Origin of the sequence: Arthrobacter sp. NPDC093125 (assembly GCF_044754225.1) — a bacterium.
Lineage (GTDB): Bacteria > Actinomycetota > Actinomycetes > Actinomycetales > Micrococcaceae > Arthrobacter.
On the sequence record NZ_JBIVOQ010000004.1, the window covers coordinates 409,789 to 432,080 of the forward strand.

Genomic DNA, 22,292 nt, shown 5'->3' on the forward strand with positions numbered 1-22,292 from the left:
CTAGTGGAAAAAGTGCCGTGCGCCGGTGAAGTACATGGTGATGCCGGCAGCGTTGGCCGCGGCGATGACTTCGTCATCCCGGACGGAACCGCCCGGCTGAACCACGGCGCGGACGCCGGCGTCGATCAGGATCTGCAGGCCGTCCGCGAACGGGAAGAAGGCGTCCGAGGCCGCCACGGCGCCGCGGGCCCGATCCGGGGCTGCATCAGCGCTGGTATTGGAGGCACCACCGGCACCTTCGACATCCGACTCCACGGTGACACCAAGGGTGTTGGCGCGTTCAACGGCAAGTTTGCAGGAGTCGAGGCGGTTGACCTGGCCCATGCCGATGCCAACGGCTGCACCATTGGCGGCGAGGAGGATCGCGTTGGACTTCGCGGCGCGGCAGGCGGTCCAGGCAAAGGCGAGGTCGGCAAGGGTGGCGTCGTCGGCGGCTTCACCGGCGGCGAGGGTCCAGTTGGCCGGGTTGTCGCCGTCGGCGTTCACCTTGTCGGTGACCTGGACCAGAACGCCGCCGGAGACCTGGCGGATCTCGGTCGGGTAGCGGTCGTAGCCCTCAGGCAGGGTGAGCAGGCGGATGTTCTTCTTCTTGGAAAGGATCTCCACGGCTTCCGGTTCGAAGCCCGGCGCAATGACCACTTCGGTGAAGATTCCGGCGACGGTCTGCGCCATGCCGGCCGTGACGGTGCGGTTCGCGGCGATGACGCCGCCAAAGGCCGAGACGGGGTCGCAGGCATGGGCTTTGGCGTGGGCGTCGGCGATCGGGTCGGCGGCACCGGCGGATCCCACGGCCACACCGCAGGGGTTGGCGTGCTTGATGATGGCGACGGCCGGCTCGGCGAAGTCGTAGGCAGCGCGCAGTGCGGCGTCGGCATCCACGAAGTTGTTGTAGCTCATGGCTTTGCCGTGCAGCTGGTCCGCCTGGGCGATGCCGGCGGGGGCAGCCCTGTCGACATACAGCGCGGCCTGCTGGTGGGGGTTTTCGCCGTAGCGGAGCACCTCGGAGCGTTCCAGCGCGAGGCCGGCGTAGGCCGGCCAGTCGACCACTCCGTCGCCGTCCTCATCGAGGAACTGGCTGGCGGTCCACGTAGCCACGGCGTTGTCGTAGGTGGCGGTGTGCGCGAACGCTTTCGCGGCGAGCCGCTGGCGGGTCTTCAGGTCGAAGCCGCCCTCGGCGGCGGCGCGGACCACGTCGCCGTAAGACCTTGGGTCCACCACAATGGCGACGGCAGCGTGGTTCTTCGCGGCCGAGCGCACCATCGCGGGGCCTCCGATGTCGATTTGCTCCACCACGTCGTCCTGGGAGGCTCCGGACTTCACGGTCTCCACGAACGGGTAAAGGTTCACCACGACGAGGTCGAATGCCTCGATTTCCATGTTGGTGAGGGTTTCCATGTGGGCCGGAACGCGGCGGTCGGCGAGGATTCCGCCGTGCACGCGGGGGTGCAGGGTCTTGACGCGGCCATCCAGCATCTCGGGGGAACCGGTGACCTCTTCGACCTCCTGGACCGGGATGCCGGCTGCGGCGATCTTCTTGGCGGTGGAGCCGGTGGAAACGATTCTGACGCCTGCGGCATCCAGGCCTTTGGCGAGCTCCTCCAGACCGGTCTTGTCGTAGACCGAGATCAGGGCCCGGCGGATGGGAACACGGTCTAGCTGCGTCAGCGTCACAAAAGTCTCCGTCGTATCGCGCGGCAGCATGCCGCGGTTGGTGGGGATACAGCCAGTTTATCGCGTCCCGGAAGCCGGGCTTCCTGACGGCTCGAGTGTGAAGACGGCAGGCGCCCTGCCGGCCGCAACGTAAGGTTTTAACAGGAGGCCGAGATGAACATTTACACCGCTGTGCCAAGCGGCGAACAGGTAGTCCAGGAACTGCCGTGGCGTTGGAAAGTACAGGGCCGGATTTTTCTGATCGGTGGCCTCGGCTTCATGTTTGATGCCTGGGACGTGACCCTGAACGGCATCCTGATCCCGCTGCTGTCCTCGCACTGGCAACTGACCCCAGGCGAGGCCGGATGGATTGGCACGGCCAACCTGATCGGCATGGCGCTCGGAGCATTCGTCTGGGGCACCATCGCGGACACGATCGGGCGCAAGAAGGCCTTCACGGCGACACTGCTGATTTTCTCGCTCTTCACTGTTCTGGGCGCGTTCTCCCCTGACTTCTTCTGGTTCTGCATCTTCAGGTTCATGGCCGGGTTTGGCCTGGGCGGGTGCATTCCGGTGGATTATGCGCTGGTGGGTGAGTTCACTCCGCGGAAGCAGCGCGGCAGGGTCCTCACGGCCATGGACGGCTGGTGGCCGGTGGGGGCAGCGCTGTGCGGGTTCGTGTCCGCCTGGCTTGTGGCGGCGTTTGCCGACTGGCGCCTGACCATGATGGTCATGGTGCTGCCTGCCCTGCTGGTGTTCTGGGTCCGGCGCAGCGTGCCGGAGTCGCCGCTGTTCCTGATCCGCAAGGGCCGGCGCGAGGAAGCGGCCAAGGTCATCGACGGGCTGGTCGAGGCCACGGGCGCGGAGCAGCGCGCCTACAGCCTGCCCGATGCCCAGTCCGTTCCCCGCCTCTCCGCCGGCAGCGCCTGGCAGCAGTTGCGGGGCGTCTGGGCCTTCAACTGGAAGATCACGGCCGCCGCCTGGGGCCTGTTCTTCAGCATCCTCCTCGTCTATTACCTGTCCCTGACCTGGATGCCCCGGATCCTGATCGGCGCCGGGTTCGCAGAGTACAAGGCGTTCCTGACCACTGCGGGGATGGCCGCCGTCGGGCTCCTTGGCGTGGTCGTGGCCGCATTGCTCGTGGAGCGGATGGGCCGCAAATGGCTACTGGCCGTCACCGGCCCGCTGTCCGCGCTGACGCTGGTGATTGTGGCCTTCGTGGTGGATATTCCGACGGCGGCCGTGTTCTGGCTGCTGGTTTTCGGCTTCGTGGTGCAGGTGGCCATTCCGGTCCTTTACGCTTACGTGTCCGAGTTGTATCCGACGGAGCTGCGCGGAAGCGGTTTCGGCTGGGCGTCCACGTTTTCGCGGCTTGGAGCCGGCTTCGGGCCGCTGATCTTCGCCAACTACTTCTGGCCTGAGCTGGGACTGGCTACCTCGTTCGCCCTCGCGGGCGGCCTGGTCCTGCTCGCCGTGCTCTGGATGATGTTCTTCTCCCCCGAGACCAGGCAGCGCCGCCTCCAGTAGCGTGGCTTCCCTTCCCTATGCTTCCCTCCAGTGAAGCACCTGGGAACGGGCGCACCCAGCACGGCTGCTCAATGTCGGAGGGTGCCGCTAGCCTCTGGAGGGAAGACCGGGGATTGTCTCCGGCCATGTTGGGAGGCCTGATGACTCCGTACGAGACGACAGTAACGGAGATGCCGGAGACCACCCCGTACAAGTACCAGGGCCTCCCGCTCACGCCAAACGTAATCTCCGAGTTGGCCAGGGAACTGCTGAAAATGCGGGTGTTTCGCCGCTCGGAGCTGATGCGGGTGGTTGAGCAATATCACTCTGAGAATGGTGGGGCAGCCGCCCACAGTCTTACGTCCGCCACGAAAAAGGCGCTCCGGAACCTCGTTGATGCGGGACTGCTTGAACCCACCGGGGCGTACGGATATTGGCGATGGATCATGCCGCCCGGGGTAGATGTTGAGGCGAACGGCAGTTCTTCGATCGACGATGAAACGGAAGAGCTCGACCTAGCCGACGATACGGTCGTCGAGGGAACAGGGTCGGGAAGCGTCTACGTCTACTACTTCCCCAGCTACCGGCTATTGGCTGAATATCGCCGTGACGAGCGGTGGCCTGTCAAGGTCGGGATGACCGCATTGGGTGACGCCAAGATCCGGATCAGCGACCAGCAGGGAACTGCGATGCCCGAGCGACCCGTGGTGGCCTATGTTCGGCGAAGCAACACGCCCCTCAAACTCGAACGCTTGGTGCACGCGGTCCTGTTTTATCGCGGCCGGCAACTGGATGACGCTCCAGGCAGCGAATGGTTCAGCGCGAGCCCGGAAGAAGTGAAGTCCATCATCGATTGGGCACATGCCGGCGAGTGCCCCTAGCTTACGCCGCAACTGTCTGCCCAGGAGAACTAAGCGTGCTCCCCGGCGAGGGCAGCGAGCGTGGAGACCAGGAGCCGCCGTTCCACCACCTTGATGCGTTCGTGGAGGGTTTCTTCGGTGTCGCCGTCCTCGATGGCTACGGCCTCCTGGGCGATGATGGGGCCGGTGTCCACTCCGGCATCAGCCCAGTGCACGGTGCAGCCCGTGACTTTCACGCCGTAGGCCAGGGCATCCCGCACTCCATGGGCACCGGGGAAGGACGGCAGCAGCGCGGGGTGGGTGTTGAGGTACTTGCCGTCGAAGGCGTCAATGAATTCCGGGCTCACAATCCTCATGAACCCCGAGGACACCACGACGTCCGGCTGATAGGCCGCGACGGCATCCGTCAGGGCGGCGTTCCAGGCAGCCCGGTCGGCGTAGGCCTTGAAGTCCACCACGAAGGTATCGATTCCTGCGGCGGCCGAACGCTCCACGCCGTACGTTCCGGGCCGGTCCGCCCCGACCGCTGCAATCTCGATGTCCAGCTCCCCCGCCTGGACGGCGTCGATGACAGCCTGGAGGTTGGAGCCGGTTCCGGAGACGAGGACCACGATGCGCATTGCCCAAGCTTATGTGGCTGCTCGCGTAGGCTGGAAAACATGAACCCCACTCCGAACCCAGACGGGTCACAGCGGACCAGACATCCGCTCAGCGAGGACGCCAAGACCTCGCTGCTGAAAACGCACAACTTGTTCCGCATGTTCATCGTGGCGGTGCTGGGCGCGTTCTTCGTTTTCCAGCTGGATCTGAATTATCTGTGGCTGGCAGCCATCCTGACCGTGGCCGGGATCGTTCTGGGGATCATCGTGCTGGTCCGCGCAATTCGGCTCAAGGAGTCCAAGCTGGTGCTGATCGGCAGCATCTGCGGCCTGGCCGTCTCTGCGGTGATGGTACTGCTGGTGCTCGTTTCGGCTTTGTTCTTCAATCAGGTGCGCGACTACCAGGAGTGCGCCCGCCATGCCCTGACGAGCCAGGCCAGCACCGACTGCCGGGTCCAGCTCGAAAATTCACTCCCGGGTCAGCTCCAGCCGGGCCGGTAGCGCGCGCGTGCGGCGTTACTTGCCGCGGAATTTACTTACTTGTCGTTGTCCCGAGATCCGCTTCGCGCAGCTGCTGCCGGCGTTCCAGCCACGGCCCGGCTGCGTATCCAATAACGACGCCGACACAGGCTTCCGCTGCCACCCACACCGCCGTCCATAGCGGGTTGGGGCCGATATCCGTCAGGCGGCCAATGCCGGCGGAACCATGGGCGATCCAAGCCAGCGCGCCGGCGAGCAGGCCGGCCGCCGCTCCTGCGATGATGCCCAGCACCAGGGTGGAGGCGGCGGCCGTGAACCAGCGTACGCGGACTTTGATGGACAGCCACTCATCAAAGTGGTTCTCACCCTCGCGCAGGAACCACCAGCCGGCCAACACGCCCGCGAGCACCGGCACCACCAGGGCCACGACGCCGTAATCCAGCGGCCCGGCGGGAATCGCCGCAAGCACGGGGATAGAAGGCAGCGGCCCGACCGCGGTTGCCAGGGCTCCCGCCTGCGAGCCGGCACCGAGGGCGAATCCAGAGCCGGACACCCAGGCGAGCGCGAAGACGGCGAGGTTGGGAAGGAAGCCGAGCTGCGCGATGGTGAGCGCCGCGCCTCCTACAGCCCCGGCGTCGAGCCCTTCATAGACGGCCACCACAAGGTTCCAGTGGATGAACAGGTCCACCGCGAGCAGGGCTGAGGCGAGCGCCAACATTCCCATGAGCGCCACGAAACCGGCTTTGGCTGCAGACGCAAGGTACGATCCGGCCCAGCGCGAATGCTGGCTTGTCCGGGCAATCCAGTCAACGGCTTCGACGCCGATCAGCCGGCTCCAGGAGCCTGCCTCGCGCCGCGCACCGATCACCATGCCAAGTGCGAAGGGAACGAGCGGGAACAGCGCGGCCCACCAGAGAAACACCTCGACGTCATCGGTCCGGCAGACAAAGCCGGTGGTGATGCCGAATGCGGCATAGACAAGCCATGAGCCGAGCAGTGCCTGCCACAGCTGGTCCGTGTACGAGGCCCGTGCGAGGCGGCGCCCGGCACGCCAGGCCAGCAGGAACGGAATGAGTGTCAGGCCGAGCGGAACGAGCGAAAGCGTGCCCGTCTCCGGCCGCGCCGCAGCGCCGTCGGCCACAGCGGTCAGATACAGGGGCACCCCGTGAATGACCAGCCAGGCCTGGCCGGCCAAGCGTGCCAGGACGTCGACGTGGGTCTCCCGAAAGCCGGAAGTAGCCCACACCGCGGCAATGGGGGCAATCACCACCAGCGCGGAAATGATCGCTGCCTGGGCTGACTCCAGCCCGCCCTGCAGCCACAAGGGCATCGGAAGGCCACGGTCTCCGGTCTGATCAGCGCGCAGTTTCATCGTGACCCATCGTGCCATGTGAGCCCTCGGCTGCCTGTTTTCGACAGGCTAAACCCGCGGAGAAGACAAATGGGCAGGTAGGTTGCTGGGGTCGCTGGCGGCATCGCGGCCAGCGCTTTTTAAGGTGGGCAGACGTAAAATTAGGGTGTCCGCAATCAGTGGTTGGAGGCAGAAAATGACTACCGCATCCCCACATGCACATGGCGTTCACTTTGGTCGGACGGACGTCCAGAATGCCGGCATGGGTGTTGGTATTGTCGCGTTGGCAGTTGGTGTTCTGGGATTCATCCCGGGCATCACTGCACGGTATGGCGAACTGATGTTCCTTGGGCCTGATTCGCACGCAATGCTGTTTGGCCTGTTCCAGGTATCCATGCTGCTCAACATTGTGCAGCTGGTTATTGGCGGAACCGGCTGGGCAATGTCCCGCAGTGAAATGGGTGCGCGCAGGTTCCTCATGGGCGCCGGTGCGCTGTACATCATCCTCAGCATCTACGGGCTCAGTGTCGGAGTGGATTCGGCGGCCAATTTCCTGTCGCTGAACATGACAGATAACTGGACCATGATGGTGGGTGGTGTTCTCATGATTGCCGCCGGCTGGATGTTCTCGCGGCATACAGCCGAGGACCGGAAATAAACCCGGAAAGCGAACGCCCGGGAAATAGGAGCCGCGAATGAGTAGATATCTAATCTGAAAATTCGTACTACCGGTTGGTGCAGGTGCCGACGCACGTTCGTTGGCGGCTGCACCAGCTCGTTAAAGGGGGCGGTCAGGATCAAAAGCGAATCTGCTTAAAAGCGGATCAGCGAGTACGGCTGGCTGGGCAGGTTTCCAGCTGTCCAGGGCCGCTGGGAAGGCTCGATGGGTGCATGGCCCCGCCCGTCGCGCAGGACCGCCCTCACCGTCGCAAAAATCGCCACGGCAGCAATGATCGCCAGAATTATCAGGACAACAACGATCGACCCGGCCATTGCTTCAACACCTCTTAAACCAATTTTAGGCTGTATCGAGTTTGGCGTCGCGTTTCAACCGCAGCGGACTCCGCAGCTTGCGAAATCTGATTGAATTTCCGCAGATATGTGGCCGATGCTAAGCATGCGAATAAATTTTCTCTGGACGTGTTCCTCCCCCGGGCATATTCTGATCACGCATTGCTCTGGGGGTGAAACGGAATGGGCAGCTTGCTTCGCTATTGTCGCGCGGTTTCCCTGCGCGCCCTTTTGGTCTCGGCCCTGCTTGCACTGGCGTGGCTTGTGTGGGGTGCGGGCAGCGCGCACGCATCAACGGACCCTTCCAAGGCAGCCGTCTCCGAAACCGCCCTGGACCTCGGACTCTCAGATGCTCCTTCATTGCAAACTGCGCGGGTCCTGCCTGCCGGGCAGGATCCGGCTGGTTCCGCCGTCTTCAGCGCGGCCAAGACCGCAACACCCGTCGTCTCCACCATCACCAAGACCGCAACACCCGTCGTCTCCACCATCACCAAGACCGCAACACTCGTCGTCTCCACTGCAGCTCAGGCAACCGAGCCGGTGATCTCGACCGTGACACAGACCGCGGCACCCGTCACCAAGACCGCAACACCCGTCGTCTCCACGCTCACCAAGACCGCAACACCCGTCGTCTCCACCATCACCAAGACCGCAGCACCGGTCGTCGCCACTGTCGACCACACGGCTGCAGCTGTGGACGACGCCGTTGCTTCCGTGACCAAGCCGCTGCCGCTTCCGACGGTCAAACTGCCACAGCTTCGTAACCCGAACCTTCCTGTCGCAACCGTCCCCAAGACGCTACCGACGGTGAAGTCCCCCGTGCCGGCAACATTCGGCCCGGACAACGCACAGCCCGCCGCTAAGAGTCCGTCCGCGGCGGTTCCTCCATCCCGTGCCGCAGCAGTCACGCCATCGGCAGAAGCTTCCAGCTTTGCTCCGACTTCGACGCTCTCCGGCACAGCAAGCCCGGTTCCAGGCGCCTCAAACCTGGCGGCGACTCAAAACACAGATTCGCCGTTCAAGACACTCGCCCAGCTGCGAATGACTGCCTCCCCCCGCCCTCTGGTGAGCGCCATTAAGGCGCCGGCCCGGGGGCTTTGGAATGATCATGCCGCCCCAGAGCGGCTGAATATTGCGGCAACCCACGGCAAGTCGGGCTCCTCCTCCGGCTCAGACAGCTCCGGCTCACACACGGCGGCCGATATCGCTGAGACCTGGAACGGGCTGTCCCCCGCCGCCGGCATGCTCGCCGCCGGCGTATCGGTGACGCCGCCGTCCGGTCCCGCCGCCGATCCGGGGTCGTCCCCCGACTGAACAGGTCAGCTCTGCTTGCACTCAGGCAGATAAGACCGCCCTTGCGCCGCCTTCGGCGTAAGGATTCCACGTTCAGTCAGGAGAATTGCCATGTCCAACCGCACCCCGTTTTCTGTTGCCTCCGATTACTCCCGCCGCTCCCGCATCGGCAACTGGCCCGACCCCATGGGGCGTGTGATCGGCAACTGGCCGGACCCGATGCGTGCACGCATCGGCAGCTGGCCCAACCAAATGGCCCAGAGCAGCCTCACCTCGAATTCATGATCAGAGTGGAACGAGGCACAAAAAACGTTGTTCCCGCACTTCCACATGGTTGTGCGGGAACAACGTCACCGTGCTTGGATTCAATTTTCCCGGGTGCCGTTCAGGCGCCTTGCAGTCTCCGCAGCCGCCTCGCCAGGAGCGCCGTCAATCCGCTCTGACGGCGGCTCTGCAGGAGTCCCAGATTCATTCGGCACGGCAGGTTCCCCTGGCTCCGGCCTGCGGGGTTCCACCTGCTGAATATCGGAGCCCTCCACGTCCGCGCCCTGGGCGTCCGCGCCCTGGGCGTCCGCGCCCTGGGTCTCGGTGCCCTGTGTGTCCGCCTCTTCCGGGAGCTTCTTCCTCGGCCGTGAACCAAGCCGGGGCGAGCCGGGAAAATAGCTGATCACCCGTGCGAGCTCGCGACTCAGGACGGTGCCCTCCACTACGTCCGGTGGCAGCGTTTCCTTCTCCACCTGCCGGGCCGCCGCCAAAGCACGCAACCCTGCCTCCGTGATTGACACATCGTTGCTCCTCCGGTCCAGGGAACTGGACTTGCGGGCGACGAAACCTGCCTCCTCAAGGCGCGCCAGGACCCTCCCCAAGGACTGGCTTCGGACGTGAATTTCCTCCGCCAGCTGCTCCTGGTTCAGCGGACCGGACGTTAGGCCTTGCAGGGCAATCACGGCCGCATGGGTCAGGCCAAGGTCGGCCAGTGCCTGGTCCTGGCGGCGTTGGATGAGCCGGGCAGCCATCGACAGCAACTGGTGGGGACCCCATTGCTCCGCGTCAGCATTCGGGACCATCAGTTCCGCCTCTCCCTTTCAAACGTGAGTCGGCCCGGAGCGGCGCTCCGGCATTACCGCCCCTCAGGGCCGGCAAGGTGCCGGCCCCCAGTGTTGTCCGCCTCAGCGCCGGTTAATGTCGTCAACGCCGTCCGCCTCGATGCGCTCCTTGCGGACCTGCTCATCGACGGTCACCTCGTCGGCCACGGTCTCCGTGTCCAGCCGCACGCGCTCCACGGGAATCGTTTCCTTGTCCACGATGGCCCGCTCCTCGTGGAGAACCACCTCGTGTTCGGCTTCACTTATGTCAGGCCCGCTCGTTGCCGCACTGATGTTTCCGTCAGAAATCGGCTCCCGCTCCAAGCGGACTTCCTCACGCTGCACCGGTACGGTCTGCGTAACGTTCTCTGTGGTCACGTACTTGCGCAGCCGGGCCCTGCCCGTCGCCTGCCTCTCGGTGCCGACGCTCAGCCGTTCTTCGGAGCGGGTCATGGCGTCATCAGTCGAGTGACCCGAGGTGTCGTGGCCTACGGTATCCGCCGCACCCGCTGCGGCATAGGTCCCGCTGCGTCCCGCGGCGAAGGCGGCGTCACGCTCGGCATTGCCTTCGCGCCCGCCCAGTTCGTCGCCGTCTCGACCGGCTGCGGTATCACGGTAAGTTCCGTTGAGCTGGTAGTGCTCATAGAGCCGGTCTTCCTCGGACGGCTCCAGGTGCCCGTCGGTATCCACTCGGGGCGCGTCCTTTACCTGGTCCTTGGTGTAGGGAATGACTATGTCGCTGCCTTCAAGGCGGGCACCCTCGAGGGGGATAAAAGACTCGGAGGTACCAAAGAGGCCTGTGCGCGCCGTTACCCAGGTGGGCTGGCCATTGTCATCGTCGGCGTAGATCTGGCCGATTGAGCCGATCTTGTCTCCGTCGGCGGAGAGGATGTTGCCGTCCTTGTTGAGCAGATCGTCGATGTGTTCCTTGGTGAGCATGCTGTCTCCTTGGATCTTGACTACTGGTGCACTGGGCTATGTCGGACTGTGGCGGCGGGCCCCGCAGCACCCTGTCGGGCTGGCCGTTGCCACCCCGCTTCCTGGCCGCTGGGCTCTGCCGGAGAGGTCGTTGTCGCTGAACCTCACAGATACACCCTAAGCATGCTTACTAACAGATTGGCAAGCTTGCTTAGCTTTTTTCTTTCGGCAGACTGGTCAGCAAAAGCGCCGGGGCCCGACGTTGAGCACTATAAGCGCAGGTGAGAAAGGGGGTGCCGGCCATTTTCAGAAGATAAGTGGAGAAAAAAGCAAAGGATGCTTACTATTTTTTAGTAAACATGCTTACCATTGCATGCCAGCAACGCTGGTTCTTGAACAGCAGCTGACCCTTTCGGAAAGAGAGAGCGAAGATGACAGAGAACCAATGGCCGCAGGCCGCTGACCCGTACGCCGCAGACCCTTACGGCACCGCAGGAACAACGGGTACCACAGGAACAACCGGGACATTCGCCGAGCAAGGCGGGGCCTCCACCAAGAAGGAAGCCGCGAAGGAAGAAGCGGCAAACGTCGCAGGCCAGGCCAAGGGTGCAGCCCAGAACGTGGCAGGCACCGCCAAGGCCGAGGCCGCGAATGTGGCGTCCGAAGTCAAGACCAACACCAAGGACCTGCTCAACCAGGCCAAGTCCGGCCTGACGGACCAGGCGGGGGCCCAGCAGCAGAAGGCCGCCGAAGGCATCCGCACTATTTCCTCGCAGCTGCGCTCCATGGCCGACGCCCCGGAGCAGCAGGGCGTTGCTTCCGACCTCATCCGCCAGGCCGCCGAACGCTCCGAATCCGTCGCTTCCTGGCTGGACAACCGGGATCCGGGCTCACTGCTGAACGAGGTCAAGTCCTTCGCCCGCCAGCGCCCCGGCACCTTCCTGCTCCTCGCAGCCGGTGCAGGCTTGCTTGCCGGACGTCTTGGCCGCAGCCTCCAGGCCGGCGCCCCGGACACTACGACGGCAACAGGAACCACCGTTCCGCCGCAGCCCCTGCAGTCCCCGGCAACGGAAAGCGCCGTGAGCGCAGGCATCGGCGAACCGTTCTATGACGAAACCACAACGGCGCGGCCTGCCTACGGACAGCCGGCCTACGGTGCCCCGGCCTATGGGGAACCTGGCTACGAAGAAACGGCAGTCGGACAGCCGGGCACCCCGGTGTATGGAGAACCAGGCGTCGGTGAGCCCGGCCGTCCGGGTACACCAGGAACCGCCTCGCCGACCTTCTCGGCAGGTTCCACCCCAGGGGCTCCTTTGGATGACGCGGAAGACCCGTACGCCGAGGGTGGAGGTCGTCCCCTGTGAGCAGCCAGATGCCGGAGACACCTCCGACCGCCGCGCACGCGAAGGCGGACTCAAACTCCCTGGGTGACCTGCTCGGCGATGTCACCCGGGACCTGTCCACCCTGATGCGCCAGGAACTGGAGCTTGCCAAGGCCGAAGCGAAGCAGTCCGCCACGAAGGCCGGTAAGGGCGGCGGCATGCTCGCCGGCGCCGGCGTGGCCGGGCACTTCGTGCTCCTGTTCCTCTCCATCGCCCTCTGGTACGCCCTGGGCGAGCTGATGGGCCTGGGCTGGTCCGCTGTCGTCGTCGCCCTGATCTGGGGCATCATCGCCGCGGTCCTCGCCTCCATCGGCAAGAAGGAACTCAAGAAGATCAAGGGCATGCCCCAGACCGTCGAAACCGTCCAGGAAATCCCACCCACTCTCAAACCCAACGGAGGCCACTAAATGAGCAGCGAGAACCCGGACGCCATCCGCGCCGACATCGAAGCCACCCGCGCCCGGCTGGGCACCAACGTGGACGCCGTCGCGGACAAAGTCACCCCCTCAAATATCGTTCACCGCCAGACCACCAAGGTCAAAGACGCCGTCTTCGGAGTGAAGGAGAAAGTCATGGGAGCAGCCGACCACGCCACCCACAGCGCCTCCGGCAGCGTCCACCACGCCGCGCACAGCACCTCCGGCGGCATCCACCAGGCCACCGACGCCGCCGGTAACGCCCTCAGCACCGCCGGCGAAACGATCGGCGACATGCCGCACAAGGCCGCCGCGAAAACCCAGGGCAACCCCCTGGCCGCGGGCCTGATCGCCTTCGGCGCCGGACTGCTCGTCTCCTCCCTGATCCCGCCAAGCCAGAAGGAACGCGAAGCAGCCGAAGCCCTCAAGAGCGCCGCGGAACCGGTCACCACGCAGCTCACCGAGGCGGCCAAGGACATGGCTCAGGGCATGAAGGAACCCGCCCAGGAGGCCATGGAAAACGTCAAGGCCACCGCCACCGACGCCGCAGCCCACGTCAAGGACGAAGGCCAAACCGCCGTCACCGACGTCAAGACCAGCGCCACCGACGCCAGGGACCACGTCCAAAACACCTAAACACCCGACAACACGGAGGCGGCCGCCTCACCGAACCGGTGAGGCGGCCGCCGTCGTGTGCCCAGCCAGGGCTCTTTAGAGGTCCGTACTCTAAGCGGCCCAGTGCCTCAGGCGGGCCACTAGGCACGGCCCTTGAGGATAAGGTTCCAGTAGATGCCCGGGAAAAGATCACGCTCGAGGATCCAGGTCGAGCGCCGTTCCTTGGCCACATGAATTTTCGGAAGGGTAGGCATTGGCCTGTACTGGTCGTCGAACTCGGCGAACACGACTGTTGAGCGGGAGACGGTAAACGGGCAGGCCGAGTAGCCGTTGTACTTGCTTTTGGGCTCCCCTCCCCTCAGGACGGCCTTCAGGTTCTTGGCCAGCACGGTGGTCTGCTTCCGAAGGGCGGCGCCGGCCTTAGAATTCCTCGTGCCCGCTGCATCACCGAGGGACCACACGTTCGGGTAGCGGGTATGGCGCAGCGTCTCGGGATCAACCTCCACGAATCCGCCACTCTCACCCTTTGCCGGAAGGCTCGTGGCCTTCAGCCAGTCCGGAGCGGATTGCGGCGGCACAGCGTGCAGAACGTCGTACGCCAGGCTCTCCGTCCGGTCCGCCTGCGAGTCGTGTACCCGGACCGTCCGCCCCTCCGCATCCACAGCTACGACTTCGCTGTTACAGCGCAGTTCTACGCCATACTCGTTGATCTTCCGGTTCAGCTCCTCGTCCACGCCGGGAACACCGTAAACCGTGGCCGTGGGGACTACGAGCACCACCCGGATCTGGTCCAGGACGCCCTGCTGCCGCCAGTAGTCGCACGCCAGGTACATCGGTTTCTGGGAGGCTCCGCCGCATTTGACCGGACCTGACGGCATGGTGAATACGGCCGTCCCGCTGCGCAGCTCTTTGAGCAGGTTCCAGGTTTTGGAGGCCAGTTCGTAGACGTAGTTGGAGGAGGCATACGGCGAGTTCATCGCCTCGGCCAGGCCGGGCACCTTGTGCCAGTCGAGCTGCAGGCCGGGGCAGACCACCACGTGGCCGTAGGTGACCTCGGAGCCGGAGGCAAGGACCACGGCATTGGTTTCGGGCCGGATGTCCGCGGCGCTGTCCTGGATCCAGGTGACGCCGTCCGGCATCACCGATGCTTGCGCACGGACGGCTTCCGCCGCCTCGGCAGTTCCGCCGCCAATGTGGGAGAACAGGGGCTGGAAGAGGTGCCTGCCGCTGGGTTCGACGACGGCGATGTCCCGGACGCCGTAGCGGCGGAGCCGGGCCGCCAGGGAGATGCCGGCGTTGCCGCCGCCGACCACCACCACCTCGTGATGCCTGTTCCCGCGTCCGGCGATGACCAGCGTCCCCTTGGCGGAGGCTCCAGGGACGGACGACGGCGGTACGGGCGGAGTGCTGGAGCGGGCCGGGCCGGGTTCGGTTGTCATGGCCTCGACCCTACCCGGCTCCTTCTGCAGGCGACAGGCCCCCCAAGCAGCGCCGCAGGCACAACTGCAGATACAGCAACAGGCACAGCAGCGGATGCATCTACCGCTGAAGACAACAGGGCCACCCCGGCGGATCGCTGTAAGAATAGGCGTATGGCAGCGATCTTCCTGGCGTGGAACCCGGACCGCAGGGACGGCTGGAACTATGCGGCCGCCGTCGAACACGTGGGTGAAACCGGGCAGTTCCTGACCGCGTGGACCGTGACGGCACCGGATCAGATGCCCGCCGGCACCGAGGTGTGGCTGTGGCTGCAGGGCCGGACGCGCTGCGGCCTGCTGGGCCACGGGACCCTCGTTGCGGGCGCGCACCACAGAGAGCCCGGCGCTGCAGGAGAACCGGAACCTGGCGCGCACGGGGCTGGTGGCGGTCCCTCGCACACCGACGCCCGGCACATCGCTGTTGCTTTCGATGCCCTCATCCCCTCCGGGGACGAGCTGCCGCCAGCGCTGTTTGCAGACTGCATGCCGGACATTCCATGGGTCGCACCCACGCGGCCGGTGACGGTTTTGGAGCCACTCCTCGAGGTGAAGATCCGTGCCGTTTGGCGCCTTTATGGCCCGTCCCGGCCGTCATCCCCCGGCCACCTCATCCCCGGCAGCTACCCCGAGCAGGTCACCCGCCGGGTACAGGTAAACCGCTTCGAAAGCAGCGCCGAGGCGCAGCGGATCTGCATCGCCCACCATGGCACCAGCTGCGCCGCCTGCGGGCTCTCCTTCGAGTCCACTTACGGCGAGGCGGCCGCCGGCTTCATCGAAGTCCACCACCTCGTCCCGCCGGAACTCCTCGGCAGCGACTACCAGCTCGACCCCGTGGCCGATCTGGTGCCTTTGTGTCCCAACTGCCATGCCATGGCCCACCTGGGTGTTGCCACGCCCCGCACAGTCGCTGAGCTCCGGCAGCTCATCACCGGAGCCGGCTACCTGGCCGGGCAGACGGTCACACCGGAGGAGCTCGAAGCCCAGCGGGACGCCCGCCGCATCCTGGAGCAGCACTAGCTGGAACCGACAGACCCAGACTCCTGTTAACCCAACCTTTCCCTCCCGGCTACGCCTGCTCCCCCGCGGCGTCAGACTCCGCGATCACGGTGGAGTGGTGAGGATCGCAATAGTCGCCGAATCATTCCTGCCGCTGATGAACGGGGTCACGCACTCCATCCTGCGGGTGCTGGAGCACCTGCAGGAGCGGGGTGATGAGGTGCTGGTGATCGCGCCGTCGACGACGGACACCGATGTTCTCGATGTTGTTCACGGCGCGGTTGTGCACCGGCTCCCCTCCGTGCCGCTGGCAGGGTATGCGAACGTCCGGGTCGCGTTGGGTGGTGTATATCGGGTCAAGAGAATCCTTGCCGATTACGCCCCTGACGTGGTCCATCTGGCGTCGCCGTTCGTGCTTGGCTGGCGGGCAGCGCAGGCGGCCTCCCAGCTGGGCATCCCCACAGTGGCGATCTACCAGACCGAGGTCCCGAGCTACGCGGCACGCTACGGTGTTCCATTCCTCGAGAACTGGGCCTGGAACCGGGTGGAAAACATCCATCTGCTGGCAGGCCGGACGCTGGCGCCGTCCACTTTCGCGCTGAACCAGTTGCGCGGCCGCGGGATTCCGCGGGTGGACATGTGGCGGCGCGGTGTGGATACCGCGCGTTTCAACCCGGAAAAGCGCGACGGCGGCTGGCGGGCTTCCGTGGCACCCGGCGGTGAACGGCTGATCGGCTATGTGGGGCGGCTCGCCGTCGAGAAGCAGGTGGAGGACCTGGCCGTGCTGGCCGACGTGCCGGGAACCCGGCTCGTGATTGTGGGCGACGGGCCGCAGCGCGCCGCCCTCGAAGAAGCCATTCCCAGCGCCGCTTTCACCGGGTTCCTCGGAGGTGAAGAGCTGGCCCGGGCGGTGGCGTCCTTCGACCTGTTCGTGCACCCGGGTGAATTTGAAACCTTCTGCCAGACGATCCAGGAGGCCATGGCGTCCGGGGTGCCTGTGGTGGCCACCGGCCGTGGTGGCCCGTTGGACCTGGTGGAGAACTCCCGGACGGGCTGGCTTTACGAGCCGGGCGATCTCGCCGGGCTGCGCAGCCGCGTGATGGACCTGATGGGCGACGACGCCAAGCGCCGCGCGTTCGCGACGGCGGCACACGCTTCGGTCCAGGGCCGGACGTGGCCGGCGCTGTGCGGGGACCTGATCCGGCACTACAGGGAAGTCATTGGCCAGCCGGTTTCGACAAGCCCAACCAGCGACATTCCAGCAAGCTCAACCAGCGACATTCCGCCGCTCGTTGAGCCTTTCGAAACCAAGGCCGCCAGCCATGAAGGAGTTGCACTGTGAAAATTTCCGTCATCGGCTGTGGCTACCTCGGTGCGGTGCACGCCGCAACACTCGCCTCCATGGGCCACACCGTGGTGGGGATCGACGTGGACCCCGCCAAGGTGGAGAACCTGGGCGGCGGGGACGCGCCCTTCTTTGAACCTGGCCTGGATGAACTGCTGGAGGATGGCCGCGCCACCGGCCGGCTCACGTTCTCCACCGACTTCGCGGATGCCGCCGGCGCGCAGCTCCATTTCCTCTGCGTGGGTACGCCGCAGTCCAAGACCTCCGGCGGCGCCGACCTCAGTTACCTGGTCTCCGCGACGGAAAGTCTCCTTCCGCACCTGGGCCGCGGGGCCGCCGTCGTCGGCAAATCAACGGTGCCCGTAGGCACCGTCGACATGATCGGCAGGATCCTCGCCGGCCGACCGGACGTGCTGCTGGGCTGGAACCCGGAGTTCCTGCGCCAGGGAACGGCGGTGAAGGACACGCTGGTGCCGGACCGCCTGGTGTACGGCGTGCCGGGCGGCAAGGATGCCGCTTTCGCTCCTGGAAGCGGCGCCTCACAGGGAGTGACTGCGCTGCTGGACACCGTGTACGCACCCCTGCTGTTCGCGGGCATTCCGCGGCTGGTCTGCAACTTCGCCACCGCGGAGCTGATCAAATCGGCGTCGAACGCATTCCTGGCCACGAAGGTCAGCTTCATCAATGCCATGTCGGAACTGTGCGACGTGTCCGGCGCGGACGTCAGCGAACTCAGCGAGGCGATGGGGCTGGACCCGCGCATCGGAAACCGCTATCTGCACGCCGGGCCCGGCTTCGGAGGCGGCTGCCTGCCCAAGGACATCCGGAGCCTGAGGACGCAGGCCGCGCATCATGGCGTGGAAGCACTCGACGAGTGGATGGGTCTGGTGGATTTGGTGAACAGCGGCCAGCGCCGCCGGACCGTTGAGGCCGCCCGCGAGCTGTGCAGCGGCCATCTCGCCGGCAGGACGGTGACAGTGCTGGGAGCGGCGTTCAAGCCGGACACTGACGACATCCGTGATTCGCCGGCCCTCGACGTCGCCCTGCAGCTCGCGGCGGCCGGAGCGCATGTGACCGTCACTGACCCGAAGGCCATCAACAACGCGTGGATGCGCTATCCCCAGCTGCGCTTCGAGCCGTCCACGAAGCGGGCGCTCGAGGACGCCGAGCTCGTGCTGCTGCTCACCGAGTGGGACGAATACCGCTCGCTGTCACCTGCTGCCGTCGGGCAGCTCGTACGACGGCGGACGGTGCTGGATGCGCGCAACGTCCTGGACACCGCGGACTGGGAGGCGGCGGGCTGGGAAGTGCGGGGACTGGGCACCGGCGCCCGGCCTGCGGCTGTATCTGCAGCCAGCTTGGGGTAGAGCCTGCCCGGGCAAGGACTCTATGATTTCCCGCAAGGGGGAAGTCGTTCAATGAAGAATTCGCGGTCTCATGCGGAGGGTGCCTGATGGATGCTCCGCTGCTGCCTGCCCGGCAGGACGGTCCGGATGCCGGCTTCCGCGCGGTGTTCGACGCGCTGCCGGATGCTGTCCTGGTCATCGCCGAGGACGGTACTGTCAGCCTTGCGAACAGGGCCGCAGAGATAGTGTTCGGCTACACCAGAGATGACCTGGTGGGCCAGGATCACCGGCTCATCCTTCCCGACTCTTTCAGCAACGGGCTGGAACAGTACATCGCCGCCCTGCGCATCAGCCGGTGCTCCGGTTCTGCTGCCCCGTTACCCTTTGATGCCCTTGGCCGCCGCAAAGACGGCAGCGAATTCCAGGGCGAGGTGGCCAGTTCGCTGCTTGCTTCCGGGGACGTTGATATGGGGCCCGTTGATTCGGGGCACGGGACGTTCCTGGTTGCGTCTTTCCGGCCGACGTTCCATCGTCAGGAGGCAGATGACGGGCTGAGGGAAGCGATGTCGCTGCTCAGCGCGACGCTCGAGTCGACGGCGGATGGCATCCTCGTGGTCGGCATCGACGGCAGGATCGCCGGAATCAACGATCAGTTCTCCGCGATGTGGCGGATCCCCCGTGAGCTGCTCGCCACGCACGACGATGAGGCTGTCATGGGATATGTCCTGGGCCAGCTCTCCGACCCCGGGACCTTCCTCGAAAAGGTTCAGGAGCTGTACGCGCATCCCGATGCGGAGAGCCACGATGTTCTGGAGTTCCTCGACGGGCGCACCTTCGAACGCTACTCGCGGCCGCAGAAGGTTGGTGACAAAGTGGTGGGCCGTGTCTGGAGCTTCCGTGATGTCACGCCAAGGCGCCGCGCCCAGGAGCAGGCCAAACAGGCGATGGCGGAACTCGCCGAACAGGCGGCACAACTGAAGGCCATGGCCTTCCAGGACCCGCTGACCGGGCTGGCCAACCGCAAGCTCTTTCACGAGCAGCTGACGGAAGCGCTGCACGGCGAGTGCAGCTCCGCCGTCGACGTTCTCCTCCTGGACCTCGACGATTTCAAGGAGGTCAACGACATCCTCGGCCACCACGCCGGGGACCAGATGCTGATCGAGGTTGCCCGGCGGCTGCGGGCCTGCGTGCGTCCGGACGACACCGTGGCGCGGCTGGGCGGTGACGAGTTCGTGGTTCTCCTCACCGGGTCCAGTAATGCCGAGAGCGTCGCGGCGGACATCGTGGAATCGCTGAATGTGCCGGTATGGATTGACGGGGCGATGCTGCGGCCGAGCCTCAGCCTGGGGCTGGCATCGATGGGCGATGGTGTCCTTGCCGCGTCCGAGCTGCTCCGCCGGGCCGACGTCGCGATGTATGCGGCCAAGGCCGCCGGCAAGAACCAGTACCTGCGGTTCCAGCCGGAAATGATGACGGCACTGGTCCAGCGGACGGATATGGAAGCAGGCCTGCGCCTGGCCGTCGACAACGGCGAGATCACCGTGAACTACCAGCCCATCGTGTCGCCGGCGCTTGGGGAGGTCACCCAACTGGAGGCCCTGGCGCGGTGGGATCGGGACGGTGAGCGGGTGCCGCCGTCGCACTTTATTCCGACGGCGGAGCGCAGCGGGCTCATTTCCAGCATCGGCATGCACATGCTGCAGGAAAGCTTCAGTGAGCTCCGCCCGTGGCTGGCAGGGTCGCCCGTGCGCTCCCTCGCGGTAAACGTCTCCGGGGTTCAGCTGCGCGAGCCTGACTTTGCGGACGAGGTGCTGCTGCTCGCGGAATCCTGCGGTATGAATTCCGCGCAGCTGGTGCTCGAGGTGACCGAAAGCGTGTTCTTCGACCATGACGACCACGTGATTGGGCAACTGGAAAACCTCCGCCGTGCAGGGGTCCGCGTGGCGCTGGACGATTTCGGCACGGGGTACTCATCGCTTGGGCGGCTGCAGGACCTTCCCGTGGACGCGGTGAAGATCGACAGGTCCTTCGTCTCCATGATCCGGACCGGCGCCGAAAAGCTTCCGATTCTCAGTTCCATGATCAACATGGCCCATTCGCTCGGGCTGAGGGTCACTGCCGAGGGTGTCGAGACGGCGGCGCAGGCGGCCTATCTGACGGACCTTGAGTGTGACTCCCTGCAGGGCTACCTGTTCTCGTTCCCGGAACCCGCTGCCGGCCTGGAGATCGCCATCCTCCGCTCAGCCGACGCCATCGACGAGCTGGAGGGGCTGAGGCTCAGGCACTGACTGCATTTTCGGGGCCCGCTGGTTGAGCTTGTCAAAACCGCATAATCTCGACAAGCCCGACCAGCTCCGGCGCTACCGCTCCGTTGCAGGTTCGCCGGCTCCGACAAGCTCCAGGCTGCGGTTCCAGAATTCGCGCACGAGCTCAGCATCGTAGGCCTGCTTGTTGGCCTTCGCCATAGCCCGCTTGGCGTAGTAGGCGCCGGGCACCCAGTCCTGGCCGGGCGTGGAAGTCGCGAGCCATACCAACGTGTCGGCGCCCTGTTCCGAGGTCAGCAGGAAGCGGTTCAACACCGTCTTATAGGCGTGGCGGAACCAGCTGGTGGACTCCGCCGCAAAGTTCGTTGCGACGACGCCGGGGTGGAACGCGGCCGTGTTTATGCCAGCGGCCCCGTAGCGGTTCTGCAGCTCCGAGGTGAACAGAATGTTTGCCAGCTTGGCTGTGCCGTAGGCGCGGTTCGTCGAGTGGCTTCGCGCTGAGTTGAGGTCGTTGAGGTCGAGCCGGCCAAACCCGTTGGCCGCACTTGCCGTGTTGATGACGGTGGCGCGGCTGGCCGTGAGAACGTCCATCAGTTCGGTGGTCAGCAGGAAAGGTGCGAGGTGGTTGACCTGAAAGGTCTTTTCGTGGCCATCCACGGTCAGCTCATGACTGCCCATGATCCCGCCGGCGTTGTTGGCCAGCACGTCGATCCGGTCGTACTTGTCCCTCAGCGCCGCGGCCAGCTGGCGCACCTGGGCCAGGTTGGCGAAGTCGCTGACGAAGTAGTCTGCACCCAGTTCTGCGGCCACGGCAGCCGTCTTCTCGCCGGAACGCCCGACGACGACGATCCGCTCCCCTGCCTCGGCCAGCTTCCGTGCAGCTGCTGCGCCGATGCCGTCGCTGGCACCGGTGATGACGATGGTTCGCTGGGCCATAAATGTCCTTTGATAAAAGAGCCGGGTGTGCGGCTGATCGAAGTGCCGGGGGGCCGGCTGTCCAGGTTGACGTCCCCCTCACACAACGCCGGCAGTGTCTGTTGTGTTCCAAGCCGGACGCTCCCTCACATCCCGCCGCCTCCAGCCCGACGCTCCTTCACATCCCGCTGCTTCCGGCCGGACGCTCCTTCACATCCCGCCGCTCCTGCTGGGGGTTCGGGGAGGCTCACTCGTGGCGTGCTGGCAGGGCTGTCTGTGGGACCGTTGCCCGAAAAAGCGCAGGATCTGCGGGAGCGTTACCAGAAAAGCGGCGGGAGCTGCGGGAGGGTTTGGGGATTTCCGGCAGGGTCGGCGGGAGGGTTGCGGGATAGGGGCCGGGTTGCCGGATAGGGGGCGAAATGTGCGGGAGGGTTTGGGGGTTAAATGCGGGAGAGCCCCAACCATGGCTGGTTGGGGCTCTCGACCGTTTTTTCTAATGGTTGTCCGGCGGTGACCTACTCTCCCACACCCTCCCGGGTGCAGTACCATCGGCGCTGTGGGTCTTAGCTTCCGGGTTCGGAATGGGACCGGGCGTTTCCCCCACGCTATGACCGCCGTAACCCTTGCTCCGCAACCCAGGGGGTCGGGGAAAACTGTGGTTACACGTTGCCGCACCGTGTGGTGCGGCTGTGGTGTTAGAACTGTGGTGTTAGAACTGTGGTGTTCTGGTATTCAGTTATCGGTTCCTGTCCCGAACAAGCCCGGTGGCGGGTTTGTTGGTT

The 22,292-nt window shown here is 65.2% G+C and carries 21 protein-coding genes and 1 rRNA gene; 13 read left to right on the forward strand and 9 right to left on the reverse strand.

All coding sequences use genetic code 11. The features are described 5' to 3' along the window. On the reverse strand, positions 1-1,671 hold the full coding sequence (gene purH, locus ACIP9X_RS11490) for a bifunctional phosphoribosylaminoimidazolecarboxamide formyltransferase/IMP cyclohydrolase (protein ID WP_400479851.1): 1,671 nt from the start codon (positions 1,669-1,671) through the stop codon (positions 1-3). 153 nt (positions 1,672-1,824) lie between these two features. Between purH and ACIP9X_RS11495 the strand changes: the two genes are divergently transcribed. Next, positions 1,825-3,177 carry an MFS transporter gene (locus ACIP9X_RS11495; protein ID WP_400479852.1) on the forward strand — a complete coding sequence of 451 codons (1,353 nt, stop codon included), beginning with the start codon at positions 1,825-1,827 and terminating at the stop codon, positions 3,175-3,177. Between the two features lie 140 nt (positions 3,178-3,317). Beyond that, positions 3,318-4,037 carry a GIY-YIG nuclease family protein gene (locus ACIP9X_RS11500; RefSeq protein WP_400479853.1) on the forward strand — a complete coding sequence of 240 codons (720 nt, stop codon included), beginning with the start codon at positions 3,318-3,320 and terminating at the stop codon, positions 4,035-4,037. A 29-nt stretch (positions 4,038-4,066) separates the two neighbouring features. Here ACIP9X_RS11500 and purN read toward each other — a convergent pair whose 3' ends face one another. Further along, entirely contained in the window at positions 4,067-4,636 is a 570-nt protein-coding gene (gene purN / locus ACIP9X_RS11505; protein WP_400479854.1) for a phosphoribosylglycinamide formyltransferase, read from the reverse strand. Between the two features lie 39 nt (positions 4,637-4,675). Between purN and ACIP9X_RS11510 the strand changes: the two genes are divergently transcribed. Then, positions 4,676-5,116: a hypothetical protein gene (locus tag ACIP9X_RS11510; protein WP_400479855.1), complete on the forward strand. Its 441-nt coding sequence runs from the start codon at positions 4,676-4,678 to the stop codon at positions 5,114-5,116. A gap of 31 nt (positions 5,117-5,147) precedes the next feature. Here the strand turns inward: ACIP9X_RS11510 and ACIP9X_RS11515 are convergent, their stop codons facing one another. Continuing rightward, positions 5,148-6,467 carry a DUF6350 family protein gene (locus ACIP9X_RS11515; protein WP_400479898.1) on the reverse strand — a complete coding sequence of 440 codons (1,320 nt, stop codon included), beginning with the start codon at positions 6,465-6,467 and terminating at the stop codon, positions 5,148-5,150. Positions 6,468-6,708: 241 nt separating this feature from the next. Between ACIP9X_RS11515 and ACIP9X_RS11520 the strand changes: the two genes are divergently transcribed. Then, on the forward strand, positions 6,709-7,104 hold the full coding sequence (locus ACIP9X_RS11520) for a DUF4383 domain-containing protein (RefSeq protein WP_400479856.1): 396 nt from the start codon (positions 6,709-6,711) through the stop codon (positions 7,102-7,104). Positions 7,105-7,259: 155 nt separating this feature from the next. Here the strand turns inward: ACIP9X_RS11520 and ACIP9X_RS11525 are convergent, their stop codons facing one another. Next, the gene (locus ACIP9X_RS11525; RefSeq protein WP_400479857.1) at positions 7,260-7,439 is read right to left on the reverse strand and encodes a hypothetical protein; all 180 of its coding nucleotides are present in this window, start codon (positions 7,437-7,439) and stop codon (positions 7,260-7,262) included. Positions 7,440-7,640: 201 nt separating this feature from the next. Between ACIP9X_RS11525 and ACIP9X_RS11530 the strand changes: the two genes are divergently transcribed. Both ACIP9X_RS11530 and ACIP9X_RS11535 read left to right on the forward strand, forming a co-directional pair. After that, on the forward strand, positions 7,641-8,771 hold the full coding sequence (locus ACIP9X_RS11530; RefSeq protein WP_400479858.1) for a hypothetical protein: 1,131 nt from the start codon (positions 7,641-7,643) through the stop codon (positions 8,769-8,771). Positions 8,772-8,861: 90 nt separating this feature from the next. Next, complete coding sequence (locus ACIP9X_RS11535) at positions 8,862-9,035, forward strand: hypothetical protein (protein WP_400479859.1); 174 nt, start codon at positions 8,862-8,864, stop codon at positions 9,033-9,035. An 80-nt stretch (positions 9,036-9,115) separates the two neighbouring features. Here the strand turns inward: ACIP9X_RS11535 and ACIP9X_RS11540 are convergent, their stop codons facing one another. After that, positions 9,116-9,817 carry a MarR family winged helix-turn-helix transcriptional regulator gene (locus ACIP9X_RS11540; protein WP_400479860.1) on the reverse strand — a complete coding sequence of 234 codons (702 nt, stop codon included), beginning with the start codon at positions 9,815-9,817 and terminating at the stop codon, positions 9,116-9,118. Positions 9,818-9,919: 102 nt separating this feature from the next. Next, positions 9,920-10,774 (reverse strand): PRC and DUF2382 domain-containing protein, encoded by an 855-nt coding sequence (locus tag ACIP9X_RS11545; protein WP_400479861.1) that lies wholly within the window; start codon positions 10,772-10,774, stop codon positions 9,920-9,922. A 410-nt stretch (positions 10,775-11,184) separates the two neighbouring features. On the opposite strand from ACIP9X_RS11545, the gene ACIP9X_RS11550 reads away from it, so the two are divergent. From ACIP9X_RS11550 to ACIP9X_RS11560, 3 genes are read left to right on the forward strand one after another with little or no spacing between them, the layout of a single operon-like run. Then, positions 11,185-12,117, forward strand: coding sequence for a hypothetical protein (locus ACIP9X_RS11550; protein ID WP_400479862.1), 933 nt, complete (start codon positions 11,185-11,187; stop codon positions 12,115-12,117). Between the two features lie 8 nt (positions 12,118-12,125). Next, positions 12,126-12,542 (forward strand): phage holin family protein, encoded by a 417-nt coding sequence (locus ACIP9X_RS11555; protein WP_400479899.1) that lies wholly within the window; start codon positions 12,126-12,128, stop codon positions 12,540-12,542. After that, positions 12,543-13,187, forward strand: a complete 645-nt coding sequence (locus tag ACIP9X_RS11560; protein WP_400479863.1) for a DUF3618 domain-containing protein — start codon at positions 12,543-12,545, stop codon at positions 13,185-13,187. A 119-nt stretch (positions 13,188-13,306) separates the two neighbouring features. Here the strand turns inward: ACIP9X_RS11560 and ACIP9X_RS11565 are convergent, their stop codons facing one another. Beyond that, a complete protein-coding gene (locus ACIP9X_RS11565) occupies positions 13,307-14,605 on the reverse strand; it encodes an NAD(P)/FAD-dependent oxidoreductase (RefSeq protein ID WP_400479864.1) in 1,299 nt (432 codons plus the stop codon). Between the two features lie 153 nt (positions 14,606-14,758). On the opposite strand from ACIP9X_RS11565, the gene ACIP9X_RS11570 reads away from it, so the two are divergent. The 4 genes from ACIP9X_RS11570 (at position 14,759) to ACIP9X_RS11585 (ending at position 20,619) form a co-directional block, all read left to right on the forward strand. Next, complete coding sequence (locus tag ACIP9X_RS11570) at positions 14,759-15,661, forward strand: HNH endonuclease (RefSeq protein WP_400479865.1); 903 nt, start codon at positions 14,759-14,761, stop codon at positions 15,659-15,661. Positions 15,662-15,758: 97 nt separating this feature from the next. Further along, the gene (locus ACIP9X_RS11575) at positions 15,759-16,982 is read left to right on the forward strand and encodes a glycosyltransferase family 4 protein (RefSeq protein ID WP_400479866.1); all 1,224 of its coding nucleotides are present in this window, start codon (positions 15,759-15,761) and stop codon (positions 16,980-16,982) included. Next, positions 16,979-18,352 (forward strand): UDP-glucose dehydrogenase family protein, encoded by a 1,374-nt coding sequence (locus tag ACIP9X_RS11580; RefSeq protein ID WP_400479867.1) that lies wholly within the window; start codon positions 16,979-16,981, stop codon positions 18,350-18,352. The genes ACIP9X_RS11575 and ACIP9X_RS11580 overlap by 4 nt, the downstream gene beginning before the upstream one ends. Before the next feature lie 86 nt (positions 18,353-18,438). After that, positions 18,439-20,619 carry an EAL domain-containing protein gene (locus tag ACIP9X_RS11585; RefSeq protein WP_400479868.1) on the forward strand — a complete coding sequence of 727 codons (2,181 nt, stop codon included), beginning with the start codon at positions 18,439-18,441 and terminating at the stop codon, positions 20,617-20,619. A 72-nt stretch (positions 20,620-20,691) separates the two neighbouring features. Here the strand turns inward: ACIP9X_RS11585 and ACIP9X_RS11590 are convergent, their stop codons facing one another. Both ACIP9X_RS11590 and rrf read right to left on the reverse strand, forming a co-directional pair. After that, complete coding sequence (locus ACIP9X_RS11590) at positions 20,692-21,531, reverse strand: SDR family NAD(P)-dependent oxidoreductase (protein WP_400479869.1); 840 nt, start codon at positions 21,529-21,531, stop codon at positions 20,692-20,694. 481 nt (positions 21,532-22,012) lie between these two features. Continuing rightward, a 5S ribosomal RNA gene (gene rrf / locus ACIP9X_RS11595) occupies positions 22,013-22,129 on the reverse strand. Between the last annotated feature and the right edge of the window lie 163 nt (positions 22,130-22,292).

Bases quoted from the DNA above. Each gene is read 5' to 3' on its own strand.
- ACIP9X_RS11495 (WP_400479852.1), top strand. From the start codon at position 1,825: ATGAACATTTACACCGCTGTGCCAAGCGGCGAACAGGTAGTCCAGGAA.
- ACIP9X_RS11500 (WP_400479853.1), top strand. From the start codon at position 3,318: ATGACTCCGTACGAGACGACAGTAACGGAGATGCCGGAGACCACCCCG.
- purN (WP_400479854.1), bottom strand. From the start codon at position 4,636: ATGCGCATCGTGGTCCTCGTCTCCGGAACCGGCTCCAACCTCCAGGCT.
- ACIP9X_RS11510 (WP_400479855.1), top strand. From the start codon at position 4,676: ATGAACCCCACTCCGAACCCAGACGGGTCACAGCGGACCAGACATCCG.
- ACIP9X_RS11515 (WP_400479898.1), bottom strand. From the start codon at position 6,467: ATGAAACTGCGCGCTGATCAGACCGGAGACCGTGGCCTTCCGATGCCC.
- ACIP9X_RS11520 (WP_400479856.1), top strand. From the start codon at position 6,709: ATGGGTGTTGGTATTGTCGCGTTGGCAGTTGGTGTTCTGGGATTCATC.
- ACIP9X_RS11525 (WP_400479857.1), bottom strand. From the start codon at position 7,439: ATGGCCGGGTCGATCGTTGTTGTCCTGATAATTCTGGCGATCATTGCT.
- ACIP9X_RS11530 (WP_400479858.1), top strand. From the start codon at position 7,641: ATGGGCAGCTTGCTTCGCTATTGTCGCGCGGTTTCCCTGCGCGCCCTT.
- ACIP9X_RS11535 (WP_400479859.1), top strand. From the start codon at position 8,862: ATGTCCAACCGCACCCCGTTTTCTGTTGCCTCCGATTACTCCCGCCGC.
- ACIP9X_RS11540 (WP_400479860.1), bottom strand. From the start codon at position 9,817: ATGGTCCCGAATGCTGACGCGGAGCAATGGGGTCCCCACCAGTTGCTG.
- ACIP9X_RS11545 (WP_400479861.1), bottom strand. From the start codon at position 10,774: ATGCTCACCAAGGAACACATCGACGATCTGCTCAACAAGGACGGCAAC.
- ACIP9X_RS11550 (WP_400479862.1), top strand. From the start codon at position 11,185: ATGACAGAGAACCAATGGCCGCAGGCCGCTGACCCGTACGCCGCAGAC.
- ACIP9X_RS11555 (WP_400479899.1), top strand. From the start codon at position 12,126: ATGCCGGAGACACCTCCGACCGCCGCGCACGCGAAGGCGGACTCAAAC.
- ACIP9X_RS11560 (WP_400479863.1), top strand. From the start codon at position 12,543: ATGAGCAGCGAGAACCCGGACGCCATCCGCGCCGACATCGAAGCCACC.
- ACIP9X_RS11565 (WP_400479864.1), bottom strand. From the start codon at position 14,605: ATGACAACCGAACCCGGCCCGGCCCGCTCCAGCACTCCGCCCGTACCG.
- ACIP9X_RS11570 (WP_400479865.1), top strand. From the start codon at position 14,759: ATGGCAGCGATCTTCCTGGCGTGGAACCCGGACCGCAGGGACGGCTGG.
- ACIP9X_RS11585 (WP_400479868.1), top strand. From the start codon at position 18,439: ATGGATGCTCCGCTGCTGCCTGCCCGGCAGGACGGTCCGGATGCCGGC.
- ACIP9X_RS11590 (WP_400479869.1), bottom strand. From the start codon at position 21,531: ATGGCCCAGCGAACCATCGTCATCACCGGTGCCAGCGACGGCATCGGC.